General features: G+C 69.5%; 12 protein-coding genes. 4 read left to right on the top strand and 8 right to left on the bottom strand.

What is annotated here, in order from left to right; translation table 11 throughout:
- Window positions 1-315 precede the first annotated feature (315 nt).
- From RVX_RS17160 to RVX_RS17170, 3 genes are all read right to left on the bottom strand, one after another.
- Window positions 316-1,023, bottom strand: a complete 708-nt coding sequence (locus RVX_RS17160) for an ABC transporter ATP-binding protein (RefSeq protein ID WP_116307404.1) — start codon at window positions 1,021-1,023, stop codon at window positions 316-318.
- Between the two features lie 114 nt (window positions 1,024-1,137).
- Window positions 1,138-2,346 carry an ABC transporter permease gene (locus RVX_RS17165; protein WP_116307403.1) on the bottom strand — a complete coding sequence of 403 codons (1,209 nt, stop codon included), beginning with the start codon at window positions 2,344-2,346 and terminating at the stop codon, window positions 1,138-1,140.
- A gap of 174 nt (window positions 2,347-2,520) precedes the next feature.
- Window positions 2,521-2,988 carry a DUF2318 domain-containing protein gene (locus RVX_RS17170; RefSeq protein WP_116307400.1) on the bottom strand — a complete coding sequence of 156 codons (468 nt, stop codon included), beginning with the start codon at window positions 2,986-2,988 and terminating at the stop codon, window positions 2,521-2,523.
- A 197-nt stretch (window positions 2,989-3,185) separates the two neighbouring features.
- Between RVX_RS17170 and ybaK the strand changes: the two genes are divergently transcribed.
- Window positions 3,186-3,650: a Cys-tRNA(Pro) deacylase gene (gene ybaK / locus RVX_RS17175; RefSeq protein ID WP_116307399.1), complete on the top strand. Its 465-nt coding sequence runs from the start codon at window positions 3,186-3,188 to the stop codon at window positions 3,648-3,650.
- Between the two features lie 396 nt (window positions 3,651-4,046).
- On the opposite strand, the gene RVX_RS17180 is transcribed toward ybaK, so the two are convergent.
- The 3 genes from RVX_RS17180 to RVX_RS17190 form a co-directional block, all read right to left on the bottom strand.
- Entirely contained in the window at window positions 4,047-6,470 is a 2,424-nt protein-coding gene (locus RVX_RS17180; protein WP_116307397.1) for a heavy metal translocating P-type ATPase, read from the bottom strand.
- A gap of 458 nt (window positions 6,471-6,928) precedes the next feature.
- Entirely contained in the window at window positions 6,929-8,230 is a 1,302-nt protein-coding gene (locus RVX_RS17185; RefSeq protein WP_116307395.1) for a hypothetical protein, read from the bottom strand.
- Window positions 8,231-8,539: 309 nt separating this feature from the next.
- Window positions 8,540-9,502 carry a M48 family metallopeptidase gene (locus tag RVX_RS17190; protein ID WP_116307393.1) on the bottom strand — a complete coding sequence of 321 codons (963 nt, stop codon included), beginning with the start codon at window positions 9,500-9,502 and terminating at the stop codon, window positions 8,540-8,542.
- A gap of 184 nt (window positions 9,503-9,686) precedes the next feature.
- Between RVX_RS17190 and topA the strand changes: the two genes are divergently transcribed.
- Window positions 9,687-11,972 carry a type I DNA topoisomerase gene (topA, locus tag RVX_RS17195; protein ID WP_116307391.1) on the top strand — a complete coding sequence of 762 codons (2,286 nt, stop codon included), beginning with the start codon at window positions 9,687-9,689 and terminating at the stop codon, window positions 11,970-11,972.
- Window positions 11,973-12,543: 571 nt separating this feature from the next.
- Entirely contained in the window at window positions 12,544-13,485 is a 942-nt protein-coding gene (locus tag RVX_RS17200; protein ID WP_230404741.1) for a pesticin C-terminus-like muramidase, read from the top strand.
- Between the two features lie 168 nt (window positions 13,486-13,653).
- Here the strand turns inward: RVX_RS17200 and RVX_RS17205 are convergent, their stop codons facing one another.
- Together RVX_RS17205 and RVX_RS17210 are read right to left on the bottom strand one after the other, a co-directional pair.
- Window positions 13,654-14,895 (bottom strand): hypothetical protein, encoded by a 1,242-nt coding sequence (locus RVX_RS17205; protein ID WP_420192389.1) that lies wholly within the window; start codon window positions 14,893-14,895, stop codon window positions 13,654-13,656.
- A 92-nt stretch (window positions 14,896-14,987) separates the two neighbouring features.
- Entirely contained in the window at window positions 14,988-16,085 is a 1,098-nt protein-coding gene (locus RVX_RS17210) for a glycosyltransferase (protein ID WP_116307385.1), read from the bottom strand.
- A gap of 393 nt (window positions 16,086-16,478) precedes the next feature.
- On the opposite strand from RVX_RS17210, the gene fumC reads away from it, so the two are divergent.
- A complete protein-coding gene (gene fumC, locus RVX_RS17215) occupies window positions 16,479-18,083 on the top strand; it encodes a class II fumarate hydratase (protein WP_116307383.1) in 1,605 nt (534 codons plus the stop codon).
- Window positions 18,084-18,481 lie beyond the last annotated feature (398 nt).

Below are 18,481 nucleotides of genomic sequence, written 5' to 3' on the forward strand. Positions count from 1 at the left end.
CCGAATGTGTGACGGCGTCCATCCATGGGGGAACGAAAAGGAAGCGCCCACACCGGGAACAGTCTGCCTGGCACATCGCTGCAGACGCCGCCTCGCGGGGGGGGGCGGGCGCGGCAATACCGGCATGCACCAGCATCACCCGCATGGCGGACGGATCTCCGTTACCGTCGCTTCGGGCACGCAACTGGCTGACGCCGCGCAACAAAAAGGGGAGCGTGCAGCCCCCCTTCGCATTGCGCAATGGCGAAACCCCGCCAAAAACCGGCTGGGTTCGCGCTGCCCGCCGCAGCGGGCAACCCTTCAATCCTTTCAATCCTACCCGTCCACCATCAGTCCGTCGCGCATGACCAGGGTGCGGTGGGCGCGGCGGGCGTAGTCCGGGTTGTGGGTGACCATCACCGTGGTCAGCCCCTCGCCGCCCAGTTCCGCCAGAAGTTCCATGATGGCTTCGCCGGTGGCGGTGTCCAGGCTGCCGGTGGGCTCGTCGGCGAACAGCACGCGGGCGTCGCGCACCAGGGCGCGGGCAATGGCCACGCGCTGCTGCTCGCCGCCGGAAAGCGCGCCGGGCAGCGATCCTTCCTTGCCGGAAAGCCCCACCCTGCCCAGCACTTCGCGTCCCTTGGCCGCCATGGCGGCGGGCACCGGAGCAAGGCCGTTCATGAACGGCAGCAGCACGTTTTCGAGCGCGGTCAGGTAGGGCATCAGGTGGTGGGCCTGAAAGATCACGGCGAAGTCGCTGTGGCGCAGTCGGTTGCGCCGGGCCTCGGACACGCGGATGATGTCCTGCCCGTCGAACAGCACCGTGCCTGCATCCGGCAGGGTCAGCGAGGCCAGCACGTTGAGCAGGGTGGACTTGCCCGAGCCGGAACGGCCCGCCACGGCCACGAATTCGCCGGGGGCCACGCGCAGAGAAACGCCGCGCAGCACGGGCGCGGGCGCGCCGCCGTCGGTGGCCGGATAGCTCTTGCAAAGGTCGCGCGCCTCGATGATGGCCGGGGCGCTGGCGGTATGGTCTGTGGTCATGCGGTGCCCTTCTTCAACAAACAGAACTGTGCGGGGATGGAAATGGGCGGTGCTCTCCGCGGTCACGGTCGCCTGTCGCCGCCATGAGGATTCAAGGGCCATAGCGGTAGCTGACTACAACGAGACCAGCGCGGCCGCAGGCTCCACGCGCGACGCCTTCCACGCCGGGAAGGCCGCGGCCAGCACGGACACGGCGGCGATTCCGCCTGTCGTCAGTGCCAGCGCGGCAGGGCTGAACACGGGCGGGGCCACGTCGGCCATGTGCAGGAGGTCCAGCACCTTCAGGGCCAGGCCGTGCCCGGCCAGATGCCCCACAAGCCCGGCGGCCACGCCCACCAGCAGCGCCTCGGACGCGAACACGGTGAACACCCCGAAGCGCGAGAAACCCACCGACCGCAGGATGCCGATTTCGCGCCGTCGCTCGTTGACGGCGGAAAGCATGGACATGACCACCATGGCGCAGGCCGTCAGCAGGATGACCAGGCTGACCACCAACGCCAGATGCTGGGCGAAGTGCACGGAATACATGCGCTGCTCCACCACGTGACGCAGGGCCTTGATGTCCTGCCCCGGCAGCGCGGCGCGCAACTGGGCCACGATGTCGTCGATGGGACAGCCCGCGCACAGGGCCGCCACTTCCACGAAGCTGGCCTTGTCCGGCAGGTTGAAGGACCGCTGCACGAAGCCGATGTCGGCCAGCAGCACGTTGTCGTCGTCGCTGCCGGTGGCCCCGATGACCCCGGTGATGGTCACCGCGTGGCCGTTGACGTGCACCACGCTGCCCGGCGCAAGGCCCAGCCGGGCGGCCACGGTGTGGCCCGCCAGCGCCCCTTCGGGCGTTTTGGAAGTGGCACCGCCCGGCGTGGAACCATTGATGGCCCAGTAGCCCTTCAGCGAAAGCTCCTCGGACCAGTCCACGCCCACCACCGCCACCGGCAGCGGGGCCACGGGCACGGCCGCGCCCACGGGCGAGCCGATGCGGGCCATGGTCACCAGCTTGGGAGCCACGGCCGCGATGTTGGCGTTGAATTCGATGGACCGGATGCGCCGGGCGGTGTCAGCGTGGGGCAGATGGCCCTCGTCCAGCAGCAGGTCGCCCAGGGGCAGGCCGCCGTAGCTCACGGTAAGCGTTTCGCGCGCCGGGGAGACCATGATGTTGGCGCCAAAGCTGGTCAGCTTGCGTTCCAGGCTTTCGCCCACCACGGCGGACACCTCGCGCAGAGCCACGATGGAAGCCACCCCCAAGGTGAAGATGCAAAACAGCGAGAGGGTGCGCAGCCACTTCTTGCGGGCGCAGCGCAGCGGAATGGTCAGGATGTTCATGATGTGCTCGCGGGGGGGATTGCAGTGCGGTGTGGCCGGTCCCTGGCTGCCCGGTCAGGCAGGGCTGGAGAACCGGGCCGGAAAAGCCGGGCAGCCACGACAAGACCTGCCTTGACCAGACTTGTCAGGGCCAGAAAGCGCGCCCCGGCCGCAGGGCTGTCCCTGCGGTGTGGGTTATTTCTTCGCGGTGGCGAAATATTTGGCCCCGGCCTTCAGTTCCGCCACGCGCAGCAGCAGGTCGCCGCCCGCATCCACGGTGCGCTCCAACGGATGCGGGTTGCAGCCGCCACGCACCTCGTTGATGCGCGCGGTATTGAAGGCCATGCCGCAATTCTCGCAGACCATGTTGGCCCCTTCCTGGCGGTAGCCCTTGCCTTCGCGCCAGCACACGTCGCAGGCGTCCAGCGCGGCGCGGGGTGCGCCGTCCGGCCCCTTGACCACGAAGAAGCGGATTTCGGTGTCGCCGTCCTTGATGGCGTAGAACTTCGCCGTGGGGGTGATGTCGGCGGCCTTGATGCGAATGGTTTCTCCTTGCGGCTGCACGGTTTCGTACTTGCCGCCAAACCCGAAGAAGGCATGGGCGGCGGTGGACAGAGCCAGCACCGCGAGGGCGGCCAAAAGAATCAGACGGAAAAGCTTCATGCACTGCTCCTGAAAAAAAGGGACGTACCGCCTCACATAGGCATGCCCGCCAAGGCAAGCAACCGCTGACCAGCGCAAAGCCGTGGCAGGCGTTGCGCGCCGGGCGCAACGGCGGTATGGCGCGGTGTCGGCACCCTTCGTCCCCGCCGACCCGGACCAGCTTTCGACCGTCTCGACCGTATCCGCAGGGAGCAGCCATGACCCCGGCCATAGACCGCGCCAAAAAGGCCAAGATCGCCTACACCATCCATGAATACACGCACGACCCGGCGGCGGAATCCTACGGCCGCGAGGCGGCGGACAAGCTGGGCGTGGACCCGGCACGGGTGTTCAAGACCCTGGTGGTGGCCGCTGGCGACGGGCTGGTGGTGGCCGTGGTGCCCGTGTTGCACCAGTTGGACCTGAAACAACTGGCCCGCGTGGTGGGGGCCAAGAAGGCCGCCATGGCCGATGTGGCCGTGGCCGAGCGCGTAACGGGCTACGTGGTGGGCGGGGTAAGCCCGCTGGGCCAGAAGAAGCGCCTGCCCACGGTCATCGACGCCTCTGCCCAGGGGTACCCCACCATCTACGTCAGCGCGGGCCGTCGGGGGGTGGAAATAGAACTTGCGCCCGCCGACCTTGCCGCCCTCACCGGGGCCGCCTTCGCCGACGTGGCGGCCTGAACCGCCCTTCCCCCCACCCAAATCAAAACCACCCGAATAGCGGGTGGTCAGGTTGTTGACAAAGCCTGTTTTTGTACGCCTCCGGCGGCCAAGGACGGCAGCCGTTGGGCGAGCTTGCGAGCCTTACGGATGGCGATCGCAGAGCGGCTGCCGCCCCTTGGAACCCTGTATTTTCGTAATGCACGAAAAGCACAAATAAAAGTTTTTGGGGGGGCTTTAGCCGTTATGCGAGTCTTCGAGCATTACGGATAAAGACAGCAGAGCGGGGGTCCGGGGGAGGAGACCCTTTTCACGCTTTGCGGACGCCATCCGTACGGCTCGAAGACTCGCCTACGGCTGCCGCAAAAGGGTCCCTCCCCCGGAAGATTTTGGATTTGTCAGCAGCCTCACCCACCCCTACGCCTTGGGCCGCAGCAGGCGCAGGCCGTTCATGATCACCAGGAACGAGCCGCCGATGTCGGCCACGATGGCCATCCACAGGCTGGCCACCTGCAACACGGCAAGGCCCAGGAATAGCGCCTTCAGCCCCAGGGCAAAGCCGATGTTCTGGCGGATGACGCCCAGGGTGCGGCGCGAATGGCGCACCAGCCAGGGCAGCTTGCCGAGGTCGTCGGACATCAGGGTGATGTCGGCAGTTTCGATGGCCGCGTCACTGCCGATGCCGCCCATGGCGATGCCCAGGTGCGCGGTGGCCAGCGCGGGTGCGTCGTTGACGCCGTCGCCTACCATGGCCACCCGTTCGCCTTCGGCCACCAGCGCGGCCACGGCGGCGGTCTTGTCGGCAGGCAGCAGGTCCGCCCGGATGTCCGTGACGCCGCAGGCGGCGGCCACGCGGACGGCGGTGGCCGCGTTGTCGCCGGTCAGCATGACCACCCGGCGCAGCCCGGCCGCGCGCAGATCGTCCAGCACGGTGCATGCGTCGGGGCGCAGATCGTCCTCCAGTTCCATGACGGCGGCAAGGCCCGCGTCGTTCCACAACAGCACCGAGGAACCGGCGGCGTCAGCCTGGCCCGGCCCGTCTGACCCGGTGGCATCCGTGGGCAACAGCGCGCCCCCGGCACCGCCGGACGGTCCGTCCTGCTCGAAAAAGCGGCGGTTGCCGATGCGCCAGCGTTCCCCGTCCACCACGCCTTCGGCCCCCAGGCCGGGCAGGGTGCGGTGGTCCACGGCCACGGCGACAGTATCCAGCCCGTCCCCCAGCACCTGCCGGGCATGGTGCACGATGGCCCGCGCCAGCGGATGGCTGCTGGGGGCTTCCAGCGCGGCGGCAATGCGCAATGCGGACGCCGCGTCCCGCACCAGCGGGTGGGCGTCCACGGGCAGCACGCGGGCCACGCGCGGGCGGCCCAGGGTCAGGGTGCCTGTCTTGTCGAAAGCGATGGCCGTGAGGCTGGCGGGCAGTTCGAGGAACGAGCCGCCCTTGATCAGCACGCCGTTGCGGGCCGCGCTGGTGAGACCGGCCACGATGGACACGGGCGTGGAGATGACCAGCGCGCATGGGCAGGCGATGACCAGCACCACCAGCGCCTCGTACACCCAGGCCGACCACGCGCCGCCGAAGAACAGCGGCGGCGCCACGGCCACCAGCGCGGCCACGGCCAGCATGGCCGGGGTGTACACGGCGGCGAAACGGTCCACCCATTGCACGGCGCGGGCGCGGCGCGACTGGGCCGCTTCCACCATGTGCAGGATGCGGGCGAGGGTGGTGTCCGACGCGGCGCGGGTGGTCAGCACCTCCAGCACGCCGCCGCCGTTGATGGTGCCCGCGTACACGGCCTCGCCGGGGCGCTTGGGCACGGGCATGGATTCGCCGGTGATGGGCGACTGGTCGATGTCCGAAGACCCGGCAGCCACCTCGCCGTCCAGAGGCACCCGGTCGCCCGCGCGGATGAGGATGCGCGAACCCACGGGCACGTTTTCCACGCCGGTCTCAATCGGCGGGCCGGGCAGGCCGCCGGGCAGCGCCAGAAGCAGCGCGCGCGAGGGCGAAATGTCCAGCAAGGCCGCAATGGCCGAGCGGGCCCGGTCAACGCTCCACGATTCCAACTGGTTGGCCACGGCGAACAGGAAGGCCACCGAGGCCCCCTCGAAGAATTGGCCGATGGCCGCCGCGCCGATGACCGCCGTGACCATCAGCAGGTTCATGTCCGGCCGCAGCGTGCGCACCGAATGCAGCGCGCGCGGCAGCACCCGCCACGCGCCCGCCACCGCCGCCGCCAGCCACAGGGCCAGCGTGGCCGCGTGGGGCACGCCCGATTCCGCGAACACGGCCAGCAGCGACCCCGTGCGCGCCCATTCCACGCCAATGCCCGCCGCAAGGGCCACCCCGCTCGCCGCGCACAGCAGCAGCGAGGCCTGGCGGGTCCACAGCTCCACCAGCCAGCACGGCAGCAGGGTCGACAGACCGGCGGGCGCGTCGCCAGACGCGGGCGTGGACGTGGCGCACGCGCCGCCGCAGCACGAGCATCCGGCCAGGGCCGGAATCTGGGCGGGGCGGTGGGCGATGCCGGACACATGCACCTGTTCGTGCGCGTGGTCATGTGTGTGGTCATGTGTGTGGGCAGGGCTGCCCAAAGGGACCGGGCGGGGCATTGCCCCGGCGCGGACGGGGGCCTCGGGCGCGGCGCGCATGCCGGTGCGGGCCACGGCGGCCACCACGTCTTCGGCGCGCACCGAAAGGCCATCCAGATTCACGCGCATGCTGCGGGAGAGCACGTCGAATTCCAGCCGGTCGGCGTTGCCCACCAACGGTGTCAGTTCGCGCCGCAGGATGTTCACCTCGTTGGCGCAGTCCATGTCGTCGATGCGGAAGGCGGTCATGGTCGTGTCTCCGTGGGAAAACGGCGGAACGCGCGTGCGTGTTGCCCGGCCGGGGATTCTGCCTGCACATATGAACATGTGTTCATATGTGCAGAGTATGCGGCGCGAACCCCGGTGTCAACCGCCCGGCAGGGTTGGCCCGGCGGAAATCGCGCCCTACACTCGCCCCAACGGCGCAACGACACGGAAAGTGCAAAAAGCCCGGCCTGTTCCAGATACGGACAGCCGGGACTGAAAAGAGGGAGGCGGCAGGGAGAAACGGCATCGCCGCACGCGCCAAAAGACCGACACCCGGCAAAGGTGGCCGGAATGCCATGGAGGATGCGCGAAAAATCGCGCGCGAGTGCGAGTCGCGGGATGCTGCGGACATGACTGACGCCGCCAACGCGGGTCAGTCCGAACCAGACAGACCTGGCAGGACCAGACCCAACCTGCCGCACGGGGCGAAGGGTATGCGCCTACGCCCGGTTCTTGCCGTCGGTCATGGCCAGGGCCAGCTTCATCTCGCGGTCCAGGCGGTTCTGCACGGCGGCCTGCACCCGCTCGGACGAGGACCCGAACTGGCCGGAGCGCACCGCGTACACCTCGCGGATGAGTTGCTTCTCGAAGTTGCGGCCCGCCTTGGCGGTGCCCGCCTGCACGCTGGCCTCGCCCTGCCCGCCTTCCTGCGGCACGGACTGCTGTTCGGCCAGGTTGTCCAGGGCGCGGGCAAAGATGCGGGTTGCGCCTGCGGGGCCGTGCTGCACGGCGGTGCTCCACAGCACCTCGCGCAGCGCGGGCGACAGCGCCCCCTTGTTCAGCCCGGCGGCGCGGCTAACGGCCTGCAAGGCGGGGGCATAGTGGCTTTCATGGATGAACCGCTCTTGCAGGGCCTCGAACCGATCGGGCTGCTCTTCGGCTATTTCGCGCCACACGCGCGGCATTTCGCCGGTCTTTCCGCCGGTGTTGGCGGGCCCGGCCGCCTCCAGGCGCGAGGCGATGTCGGGCGCGGTCTGCCGCGCGAAGTCCAGGAAGCGGTCCATGGTCCCGGCCCGCGAGGAAATCTGGTACTTGCCGTACGAGGTGCCGCCGTGCCGGTCGTAACCAACGGCAGCGATGCCTTCTTCGCCCGACTCGAACTGCGCCGAAAGCCCGCCAAGTTCAGCGGCGGACGTTGCGGCCGCGCCGCCCCCGGCCCGCCGCCCAGCCCTTTCGGTCCTGTCGGCCCGTTCCTGCCCGCGCCGCCCGGCCTTGCCCGCGCCCGCCTGCGCGCCGCCGCGCCCCGGCCCGCCAGCCACGGCAGCCATGGGCTCTCCGCCGCCCATGCCGCCCATGCCAGAGGTCGCCATATCCAGATTGCCGGAAAGGGCCATCAGGTTGCGCGAGGTCATGGCCCCGCGCAGCGAATCCAGCCCGCCCGCGCCGCCTTCCATGACCTTGGCCAGGGTTGCCAGCGCACGGGAATTGACGATGTCCATGGCCGCGCGCGAGGCGCGCTCGTCACCAGCCAGGGCGTTTTCCGTCTGGCCGCCCGCCGCCGTCAGGCCGGGCAGGGCCGCCAGTTGCGGCGACGACGCGGCTCCGCCGCCAAGACCGCCCGCAAGCACTCCCCCGAGGGGCGATGCGCCCCCGCCCTTGGCCAGCAATGCGGCAAAACGCGGGTCGGCGGTGCCGCGCTGGCCCGCCCTGGGGGCGGAACCGGCGCGCCGGGTACCTTCGGTGGCCCGTCCTTCGACCAATGTCTGAAGGGCGTCCATGGAGATGTTCTTTCCGTAGGCCATGCGCAATCCTCCTGCCGCCGGGGGAACGGAGTGGCGGCGCAAAGGACAAAGCAAGGGGAATGCCAGCACGGCAACTCTGCCTTGCATGACGGCAAGTTGCGGACACGCGGCCGGTAAGCGGCGGTGCCGGGCGGGGGGCCTGGGCGGGAACCGCGTCAAGCCGCCGACGGATGGCCAAGAAATGGAGACCGCGCACCGGGTCGACGTTCTGCGGAGCTCCCGACCATGGCCCCGTTCGCCCACGCCCACGCGCAAGACCCCGCGCTAATGCACGGGGCCTTGGCATTCCGAACAACGACGTATGGTTGGCTACTTTCCTGCGGGGGCTGGTCCACCAGGGCCGGTACCGGGACCACTGGCCTTGCCGCCAGAGCCCCCGCCAGAGCCCCCGGAGGCCCCGTCATCGCGCGGGCGGTAGTGGCGCATGGCCTCGGGCAGCATGCCCCGCAAGGCGTCAATGCGCTTGGCCTCGGTGGGGTGGGTGGACAGGAAGTCCGATTTGCGCCCGCCCGACTGCTTGAGCATCTTCTGCCAGAATTCGATGGCCGCATGCGGGTCGTACCCGGCCTTGGCCATGAGCAAAAGCCCGATGTGGTCGGCCTCGTATTCCATCTCGCGGCTGTTGGGCAGCATGACGGCCATGTTCATGGCCCCGGCGTAACCGTCGCCCACGGCCTGGGCCGCCTGCGATGAGCCGCCCGCAGCCGCCACGCCCACCATGGCGGCCAGCTGGCCCACCTGCACCATGCGCGCCCGGCTCATCTTCTCGTTGCTGTGCCGGGCCAGGGCGTGGGCCACCTCGTGCCCCACCACGGCGGCCAGTTCGGCGTCGGTCTCGGCGATGTCCAGCAGGCCGGTATACACGGCCACCTTGCCGCCGGGCAGGCAGAAGGCGTTGACCACGTCCTTCTCTATGGTGTGAAATTCCCAGCGGTACTGGGGGCGTTCAGCCACGGCGGCAATGCGGCGGCCCACCCGCTCCACGCGGGCGGATTCCGGCGTGCCGGTGACCTCCTTTTCCTTCTTCAGCACCTGCTGCATGGCGGCAAGGCCCATCTTGGCCTCGTCCGCGTCGGAATACATGATCAACTGGCTGCGCCCGGTGTAGGGGGCCTTGGCGCACCCGGCCAGGCCCAGCAGCAGCACGCAGAACGCAAGAGCCACCAGCCGAAGGCCGCCGCGGCCGCCACGGGCCGCGCCAGCGCTTGCGGCGCTGTTCGGGTTCCGGTCCATATCCCGGTTCACATCCCTGATATTGACGAACGATTGCATGTGGTTCCACCTCGTGGACCCGACGTCCGCCGCTGCGGGGCGAACCCGCGCGGCTTGACGGAATCGTCGATTGCCGTATTTTCCCCTACCTGACGGGGCCGAACGCGGCCCCCTTCCGGCGGGGCTTCCGGCTCCCTGCCGGAAACGCGCCCCCAATAGCGTATTTTCCCGGAAAGGAACAGTCATGGGCAAGGACCTGATCATCGTCGAATCCCCCGCCAAGGTGAAGACCATCAAGAAATTCCTTGGCGGCAACTACGCCGTGCATGCCAGCGTGGGCCACGTGCGCGACCTGCCCACCAGCGAACTGGGCGTCGACGAGGCCAACGGCTTTGCCCCCCGCTACCAGGTCATCGACGGCAAGCAGAAGGTGGTTTCCGCCCTCAAGGAAGCCGCCGCCAAGGCCGACAACGTCTACCTTGCGCCCGACCCCGACCGCGAGGGAGAGGCCATCGCCTGGCACGTGGCGGAACTGATCCGCGACAAGAACACCAACATCAGGCGCATCCAGTTCAACGAAATCACCGCCCGCGCGGTGAAGGACGCGCTGGACAACCCGCGCGAACTGAACCGCAACCTGTTCGACGCCCAGCAGGCCCGCCGCGTGCTCGACCGCCTGGTGGGCTACAAGCTTTCCCCCCTGCTGTGGAAGAAGGTGAAGCGCGGCATTTCCGCCGGGCGCGTGCAGTCCGTGGCCCTGCGCCTGATCGTGGACCGCGAGACCGAGCGCCGCGCCTTCAACCCCGAAGAGTACTGGCTGTTCCGCGCGCGCCTGGCCGGGGCCACCCCGCCCCCCTTCCGGGCCGACCTGCACAAGCTGCACGGCAAGAAGCCCGTTATCGGCAGCGCGGACGCCGCAGCCGCCGTGGAAGCCTCGATGCAGGGCCAGCCCTTCGTCATCACCGCCATCGACGAAAAGGAACGCCAGCGCCAGCCGCAGCCGCCGTTCATCACCTCCACGCTGCAACAGTCGGCCAGTCAGCGGCTGGGGTATTCGGCCAAGCGCACCATGAACATCGCCCAACGCCTGTATGAAGGCGTTGAACTGGGCGAGGCGGGCACCGTGGCCCTGATCACCTACATGCGTACCGACTCCGTCCGCATTGCGGACGAGGCGCGCGACGCGGCGCGCGAGTTCATCGCCGCCACCTGGGGGGGCGACCACCTGCCCGCCAAGGCCCGCCAGTTCAAGACCAAGGGCGGCGCGCAGGACGCGCACGAAGCCATCCGGCCCGTCGACGTCACCGTCACGCCCGATTCGGTGCGCCACCTGCTGCCGCCGGACCAGTACCAGTTGTACCGGCTGGTATGGCAGCGCTTCGTCGCCTCGCAGATGGCCGCGGCGCGCTTTCACGACACCACGGTGACCATCGCCTGCGGCCCCGTCGAATGGCGCGCCAAGGGCGAACGGCTGCTGTTCCCCGGTTTTCTGGCCGCGTCGCCCCAGAAGGACGCGGCGGCCGAAGGCGAGGAAGCGGCCGAAGGCGACCTGCCCAAGCTTTCCGTGGGCGAAGAGCTGACCGCCCTTTCCGTGGAAAAGGAACAGAAGTTCACCCAGCCCCCGGCCCGCTACACCGAAGCATCCCTAGTGCGCGAACTGGAAGAACGCGGCATCGGCCGCCCGTCCACCTACGCGGCCATCATCTCCACCCTCATCGACCGCGACTACGCCCGGCTGGAGGAAAAGCACTTCGCCCCCACCGACCTTGGGGCCGTGGTGTGCGACCTTCTGGCCAGCCACTTCACCACCCTGATGGACGTGGACTTCACCGCGCAGATGGAAGGTTCGCTGGACAAGGTGGCCGAAGGCGACCTGGACTGGGTGAAGCTGCTGGAAGACTTCACCGGCGGGTTCAACCCGGTGCTGGAACGCGCCGCCCAGGCCATGGACACCGTGAAGGGCGGCCTGCCCAGCGGCATCGACTGCGAGCAGTGCGGCAAGCCCATGGTCATCAAGTTCGGCAAGGCGGGCACCTTCCTGGCCTGTTCCGGCTACCCGGCCTGCCGCAACACCAAGAACTTCACCCGCGACGAGAAGGGCAACATCCAGGTGGAGACGAAGCTGCGCGAGGAGCCGGAAAAGGTCGGCACCTGCCCGCAATGCGGCGGCGACCTGGTGCTGAAGAAGGCCCGCACCGGCAGCCGGTTCATCGCCTGCACCAAGTACCCGGACTGCACCTATACCGCGCCCTTCTCCACCGGCGTGCCCTGCCCGCGCGAAGGCTGCGACGGCGTGCTGGTGGAAAAAAGCTCCAAGCGCGGCAAGATCTTCTATTCGTGCAGCACCTACCCCAAGTGCGACTACGCCCTGTGGGACTGGCCCGTGCCCGGCCCCTGCCCGGACTGCAATTCGCCCCTGCTGGTGGAAAAGACCACCCGCGCCCGGGGCCGCCACATCGCCTGCCCGGAAAAGACCTGCAAGTACAGCCGCGATCTGGACGGCGGCGACGGCGGCGACGGCGAGGAATAGCCCTTCGCTGCGATTTCGGGAAAGAGCGGGGCGCGGGGCAGCGCCCCCATGCCCCCCTTCAGGGGCAAACCATCTGAACATACCGTCATCCCAAGCCCCCGTCACATGCCGTGGCGGGGGCTTTCGCGTTCCCGGCCATGCCGGGGAATGCATTCGGGGCAGATTGGGCAGCCCAGCCACGGGGAGCGCCGGGCAGACGGACACGCGTGCGAATGGCGGGTGCCAGTCATTCCCAGTCATGCCCAATCATACGCAGTCATACGCGGTCATGCGCGGTCCTCGCCCATGTCATGGGCACACCCCCTTCGGACGGCCTTCCCGCCCCCTTCCCGCCATCTTGCAGGCTGCGCCCCGGAGAAACCGTGCGCTAGCCTGCCGGTACACGGCACGCCGCAGCCCGGATTGGCCGGGCGTATCCCGCTGCCCCCAGGCTGGGGGGGCCGAAGTGGCCCCGCCGCGTTGACACCCCCCGGAGAGGACTGCACATATGGAATAGCGGATTGCAGCGTGGCGGCAGGGTTTGGCCAAACCGATGAACTTCACCCCGTACAATGCAAAACGGAGCCAGCATATGGTCGAACGCGGGAACGACGGGCGAAAGCCCGGGGCGGGCACCGCCGAACCTTCGTCCGCAGGGGCCTCCGGCGGTTCGGGAACGGCGGGTGGAACCGACGACCAGCCCGACCAACCCGGGCTGAACGGCACTGGCAGCCTGCAGGAAGGCCCTCTGCAACGGGCGGCGCGCACTTTTCTGGAAGGGGCAGGCCCCGGCCCGCTCACCGAGCCCGAGGAGCCGGAGCAACCCAGAACCGCCGAGCCGGTTGCCGCGCCCGATGCGGCAACGCCCGGCAAAGGCGGCAACGGCGTTCTGGCCACCCCCGACACGCCGGAAGACATCAACCGGCTCACGGCGGAGACGCTGCGCGCACTTGAGGGCAACATCCTGTCCGCCTACATCCCCATGAAGGACGGCAAGCCCATGGACAACAGCAGTGCCACCATCGGGGCGGGCATCGACTTGGGGCAGTGGAATGCCGAAAAATTGCGGGAACTGGGAGTGCGCGAAGACGTGATCAATGCCGTTCGCCCCTTGCTCGGCAAGAATGCCGTGCAAGCCAGGCAGGCAATGGATGACCTCGCGGCTGAGAATGCGCACCTACAACTCACGGCCGAGCAGGCCAGCCAGCTTAACGAAAGGATGTTCACCCATTTCAAGGAACTGGCGCGGCAGCAGTTCAACAGCGCTCCGCACAACACCGACGCCCAGGGAAAGCCGCTTCGCAAGTTCGAGGAACTGCCCAAGGAGATGCAGGCCGCCCTCACCTCCGTGCTCTACCAGCACGGCAGTACGAAAAAATTCCCCAAATTCTGGGAACACTCCACCAGGGGCGACTGGGACGGGGCCATCAGGGAACTGCGCAACTTCAGCTCCAGCCCGGACTACAAGTACCACACCCGCCGCAACAAGGAGGCCGACCTCATGCAACAGGGCCTGGACAGGCTGCGCCAATGACGCGCGCGCAACGAAACGAGGCGGCAGGCTTTGCGCCGCCGCCCCGCATGACAACCGAAACCCAGAACCGACCGAGAAAATCAACGCCCGGCGGGGCACGCCGCAAGGCAGGCGCCAACGCTGACGCCATGCCTCCGCAACCCGCGCTCCCTTGCCTGCCTGTTCCCCCTACTCTCCTTTGATGACAATGGATTCGCCGGTGGAAAGCACCACGGACCGAACCGTGGACCGGCCGGTAAGGCGTTCAGCGTTCAACAGGGGCACGTCGCGGGGTTCGCCCTCGTCCAGGTCGATGACCCACGATTCGGAAAACGCCTCGCCCGGGCGCAACTGGCTGGTACGCACCAGCTTCAGCGTGCGCAGCACCCGTCCGGCCTCGTCCTGCACCGTGCAGTCCACCACCACCCGTCCCAGCGTTTGCCCGCCAAGGTTCACGCCGCTCACCTGCACCACCAGCGTCTTGAAGTTGCCGCCGCCGGACAGGGTGTCGACGCCCACAAGGGTACGCTCCAGGCGCACCAGCCCGGCCAGCCGTTCGGCGATGCGGGCGTTTTCCTCCGCCGCTGCCGCGCGTTCGCGGGCGCGGATGCGTTCCAGCGCGGCGGCGTGCTCGGCCAGTTGACCGTCCGGGTCCGCAAGGCCGGTCACCTTCCAGCCGTCCTTGCCGTCCGTCAGTTGCACCCGCAACTCGAAGGTTGTTTCCAGCGCCTCGTTCTTCACGGGCAGGACCGCCACGGCCTTGTCGCCCGCACGTTGCGCAATGGAGGGCAGGGATGCCCCCACCTGTTCGCGGAAATCGGGCGGCAGCAGATCCTCGCGCTTGCGTTCGCCCGCCGCGCCCACGGGCAGGGCCAGCAACGCCTGGCGCAACACGTCGCGCAACTGGCCCGTTTCGCGCGCGTCGGGGGCCGATGCGCCCTTGACGCCCGATGCCCGCAACTGCACGGCCAGCAACTGGTCCACCACCGCGTCAACGTCCACGCGACGCTCGAAGGCCGCCGCATCGCCATTGCGGAAGGCCAACACCAGCTGCTCCACGGCATGTTCCGGGCTTGTGGTCTTGTACCACCACCAGCCGCCGCCGCCAGCGGCCCCCAGCACCACCAGCCCGGCCGCCGCGAACAGTGCGAGCTGCAGGGTGCGCCTGGACAGCCCCTTCTTCTTGCCGGGGGCGTTCTCCGCCCCGTCAGTGGCAGGCAAGACGGATGCACCCGTCGACGCGGCAGGCTTCGCCCCGGGGGAACCGGCGGATGCTTCGGAAGGCGCGCCATCCAGCGATTCCGGCGCGGCGATGAGCAGGTCGCCCCTGGCGGGCTTCTTCTTGCGGGAAAGAAACGGCAACTTGAACGAAAATCCCATGGGGTCTCCTGTGGCGGCCTTGCGGATGGCGGAGGAACGGCTTCCGGTCACGGTCCGCATCCGATTCACATCGGAATCCGGGTCCGATCACGCACGGCGAGGGGTCTGCGAAACGCGAGGCAGGGGCTGCCGCCGGGAAGGGGTCAGGCCAGCACCTCGCCAAGACCGCCGCACACCGCCGTCAGTTCGTCGGTCCCCACGGCAAAGGACAGCGCGGCGGCAAGGTCGAAGGGGGGCGCGGCGACAAGGTCGGTGGGCAGCGGGGCATGCCCCAGCTCCGCCAGGTCCGCGCACAGGGCCGAGCACAGTTGCGGCCACGGGGCCAGGAAGGCCGCCGCCGCATGGCGCAGGGCGCCGGTGGCCCCCGCCGCCCCGTGCGCGCCGGCCGCGCCTGGCCGCGCGGCCGCGTGGGCCACGGTGTCGAACAGGGCGTGCAGGGCGTAGAGCAGGTCGAAATAGAGCAGGCGCGGGTCTGACGCGCGCGAGCGCAGCATGCGTTCGCGCAGCGAGTACAGCACCACGTTCAGCACCTCGTCCAGCGGGCGACCCTCGTCCAGCGCGGCCTTCATGTGGTGGCCCTGCCAGCGCCAGCCCCGGCGCACCATCTGCAACCGGCCGATGCGCCGCACCTCGAAGGCCTCCACCCCGTCCACGGCCCACAGCAGGTAGCCGTTCTCGCGCAGGCGGCGCGAAAGGTAGGCGTCCTGCCCGAAGCGTTCCGCGTAGCCGGAAAAACCGCCCACGGCCTCGAAGGCGTCGCGCCGGGCAAGCCACGCCCCGCCGGGCAGGAACGGCACGGAGCCGGACGCCCCCCGGTTGAGGGTGTAGGTAAGCTCCAGGTAGCGCGAGAGCAGGTCATCGCCGGTGCGGGGGCGGATGGCCGTGCCCGCCATGCCCACGCCGGGGCGGGCCGCTGCGGGCAGGCACACCGCCAGCCAGTGCGCGGGAAAACGGATGTCCGCATCCACCGAAAGGATGAACCGGGTGGTGGCGCGCGCCGCGCCCAGCGCGCGGGCGTGGGTGTTGCCCCGGTTTTCCGGCACGCGCACCACCTCGATGGGGGGCAGGCGCTCGGCCACCTCGCCGGGCAGGTCGGGCGTGAAGGGTTCCGTCGAGCCGTCGTCGATGACCACGATGGCCGAGGGCATGGCCGTCCATCCGGTGACGGACGACAGCAGGCCGCGAACCAGTTCGTGGTCGTCGTAGGTGTAGGTGACCAGGGTGACGGATACCGCGCGCATGGATGCCTCGTTGCGGGCGTTTTCCCGGTGTACGGGCCGCACGGCCGGGCGGGCCGCGCTGACGACAGGCCCGGCGTGTGGGCCGGGCTGGGCTACCGTGCCGCCGCGCCCTGCGCGTGCGATAAACGGTGCAACTGTATGTATTGAAGCAAATGCGGCCGTTTCCGCAAGCGGAAACCACGCCGACGGGGGAAATACGCACCCCGCCGGGGCAAGGCGCGCACGGGCCGGGGCGCGCCCCGCCCGCCAAACCGCAATGCGCTTGTGCTGACGACACGGCGCCGCCGCCCGGCTGGACAGCGCCGCGCGCAGGGCGCTAGGGTGCATGCTGCGGAGCGTGCCGGGCCTGCCGCCGCCCGACGCACGCGCTGCTCCGCCCACAGGAGGTCGCCCATGTCCGATCAGCCCGAACAAGCCCGCCAATCACCCCTGGCCGACGCGTCCGCGCCCCCCTCGCCCGCAACGCCCCCAGCGGGCCACGGCGACGCCATTGCCGCCCCCCGGCCCGGCCAGCGCCTGGAACGGGACAGCATGGGCCCGGTGGAGGTTCCGCAGGACCGCCTGTGGGGCGCGCAGACCCAGCGTTCGCTGGACAATTTCCGCATCGGGGCGGACCGCATGCCCCTGGCCGTGGTGTACGCGCTGGCGCGCATCAAGAAGGCCGCCGCGCTGGTCAACCGCGGCCTTGGACTTTTGCCGCAGCCCCTGCCCGAACAATCCGGCCAATCCGGCCAATCGGGCCAGCCAGCCCCCCCGCACATGGCCGAGGCCATCGCCCGCGCCGCCGACGAGGTGCTGGCGGGCCTGCACGACGACCATTTTCCGCTCTCCGTCTGGCAGACCGGCAGCGGCACCCAGACCAACATGAACGTCAACGAGGTGCTGGCCAACCGGGCCACGCAACTGCTGGCGGAAGCGGCGGATACCGCCGCCGCGCCCGGCGGCCAGTCACCCGTCCGTCCCCCCTTCCGAATTCATCCGAACGACCACGTGAACCGCTGCCAGTCGTCCAACGACGCCTTTCCGGCGGCCATGCACCTTGCCGCCGCGCTGGCCCTGCGCGACGACCTGCTGCCCGCCGTGCGCCACCTGCGCGACGCGCTGCGGGCCAAGGCCGCCGCGTGCGCGGACATCGTGAAGATAGGCCGCACCCATTTGCAGGATGCCGTGCCCCTGACCCTGGGCGACGAAATGTCCGGCTGGGCGGCCCAGCTGGACGCCTGCCTGGAAGGGCTGGACGCGGCCATGCCCCACCTGTGCCGCCTGGCCCTTGGCGGCACCGCCGTGGGCACCGGGCTGAACGCGCACCCCGCCTTTGCCCCGCGCGCCATCGCCCTCTTGGCCGACATGACCGGGCTGCCCCTTGTGCCCGCGCCCAACCCCTTTGCCGCGCTGGCCGCCCACGACGGGCTGGTGCTGACCAGCGGCGCGCTGCGCGCGCTGGCCACGGCCCTGCTGAAGATCGCCAACGACGTGCGCTGGCTGGCATCCGGCCCGCGCTGCGGCATCGGCGAATTGCGCCTGCCCGAGAACGAACCCGGCTCGTCCATCATGCCCGGCAAGGTCAACCCAACCCAGTGCGAGGCGCTGACCATGGTGGCCGTGCAGGTCATGGGGCTGGACGCGGCCGTGGGCATGGCCGGGTCGCAGGGCAACTTCGAGCTGAACGTGTTCAAGCCGCTGATCATCCACGACGTGCTCACGTCCATGCGCCTGCTGGCCGACGGGTGCCGCTCGTTCGCGGACCACGCCGTGGCGGGCATGCAGCCCGACCACGCGGTCATTGCCGCGCACGTGGGCCGATCGCTGATGCTGGTCACGGCCCTTGCGCCCGTTGTCGGCTACGACCGGGCGGCGCAGGCGGCGCACCTGGCCCACACGCGGGGCATAACCCTGCGCGAGGCCTGCCTGGAGCTGGGCCTGCTGGACGGCGCGGCCTTCGACGCCGCCGTGGACCCGATGCGCATGGCCCGGCCCCACGACCATCAGGACAGATAGCCGCCAACGGACGAAGGACTCCGGGTGTGCCGCACCCCGACCCGTGAAAGCGCACACTCCCGCGCATCTTGCGCGCTTGTCCGCATCCGGGCATAAGCCCGCCATAGCCCCTCGCAGGGTCCGGCCCGGCAGCCGGACCACGCGGCCCTTCAGGGAGCGGACCGCCAACCCGCCATCCCCGGCCGCGCCACGCCACATCGCATCGTCGTTTCACCGGTACAGGTTCGCCGCCCGCACCGCCGCGCCCATCCCGCATCCATTCGGAGCAGGGGGCAGGCGGGCATTCCTTGCGTCGGCGTTCCGCCATGGTGCGCGCCAGCACGCCGCCTTGCCCGCCACACCGGCGTCCGCAAGGTCCGGCACGCGGCGCACCCCGGCACGCCCGATGCGCCCACCCC

Origin of the sequence: Nitratidesulfovibrio sp. HK-II, from assembly GCF_003402415.2 — a bacterium.
Taxonomy (GTDB): domain Bacteria; phylum Desulfobacterota; class Desulfovibrionia; order Desulfovibrionales; family Desulfovibrionaceae; genus Cupidesulfovibrio.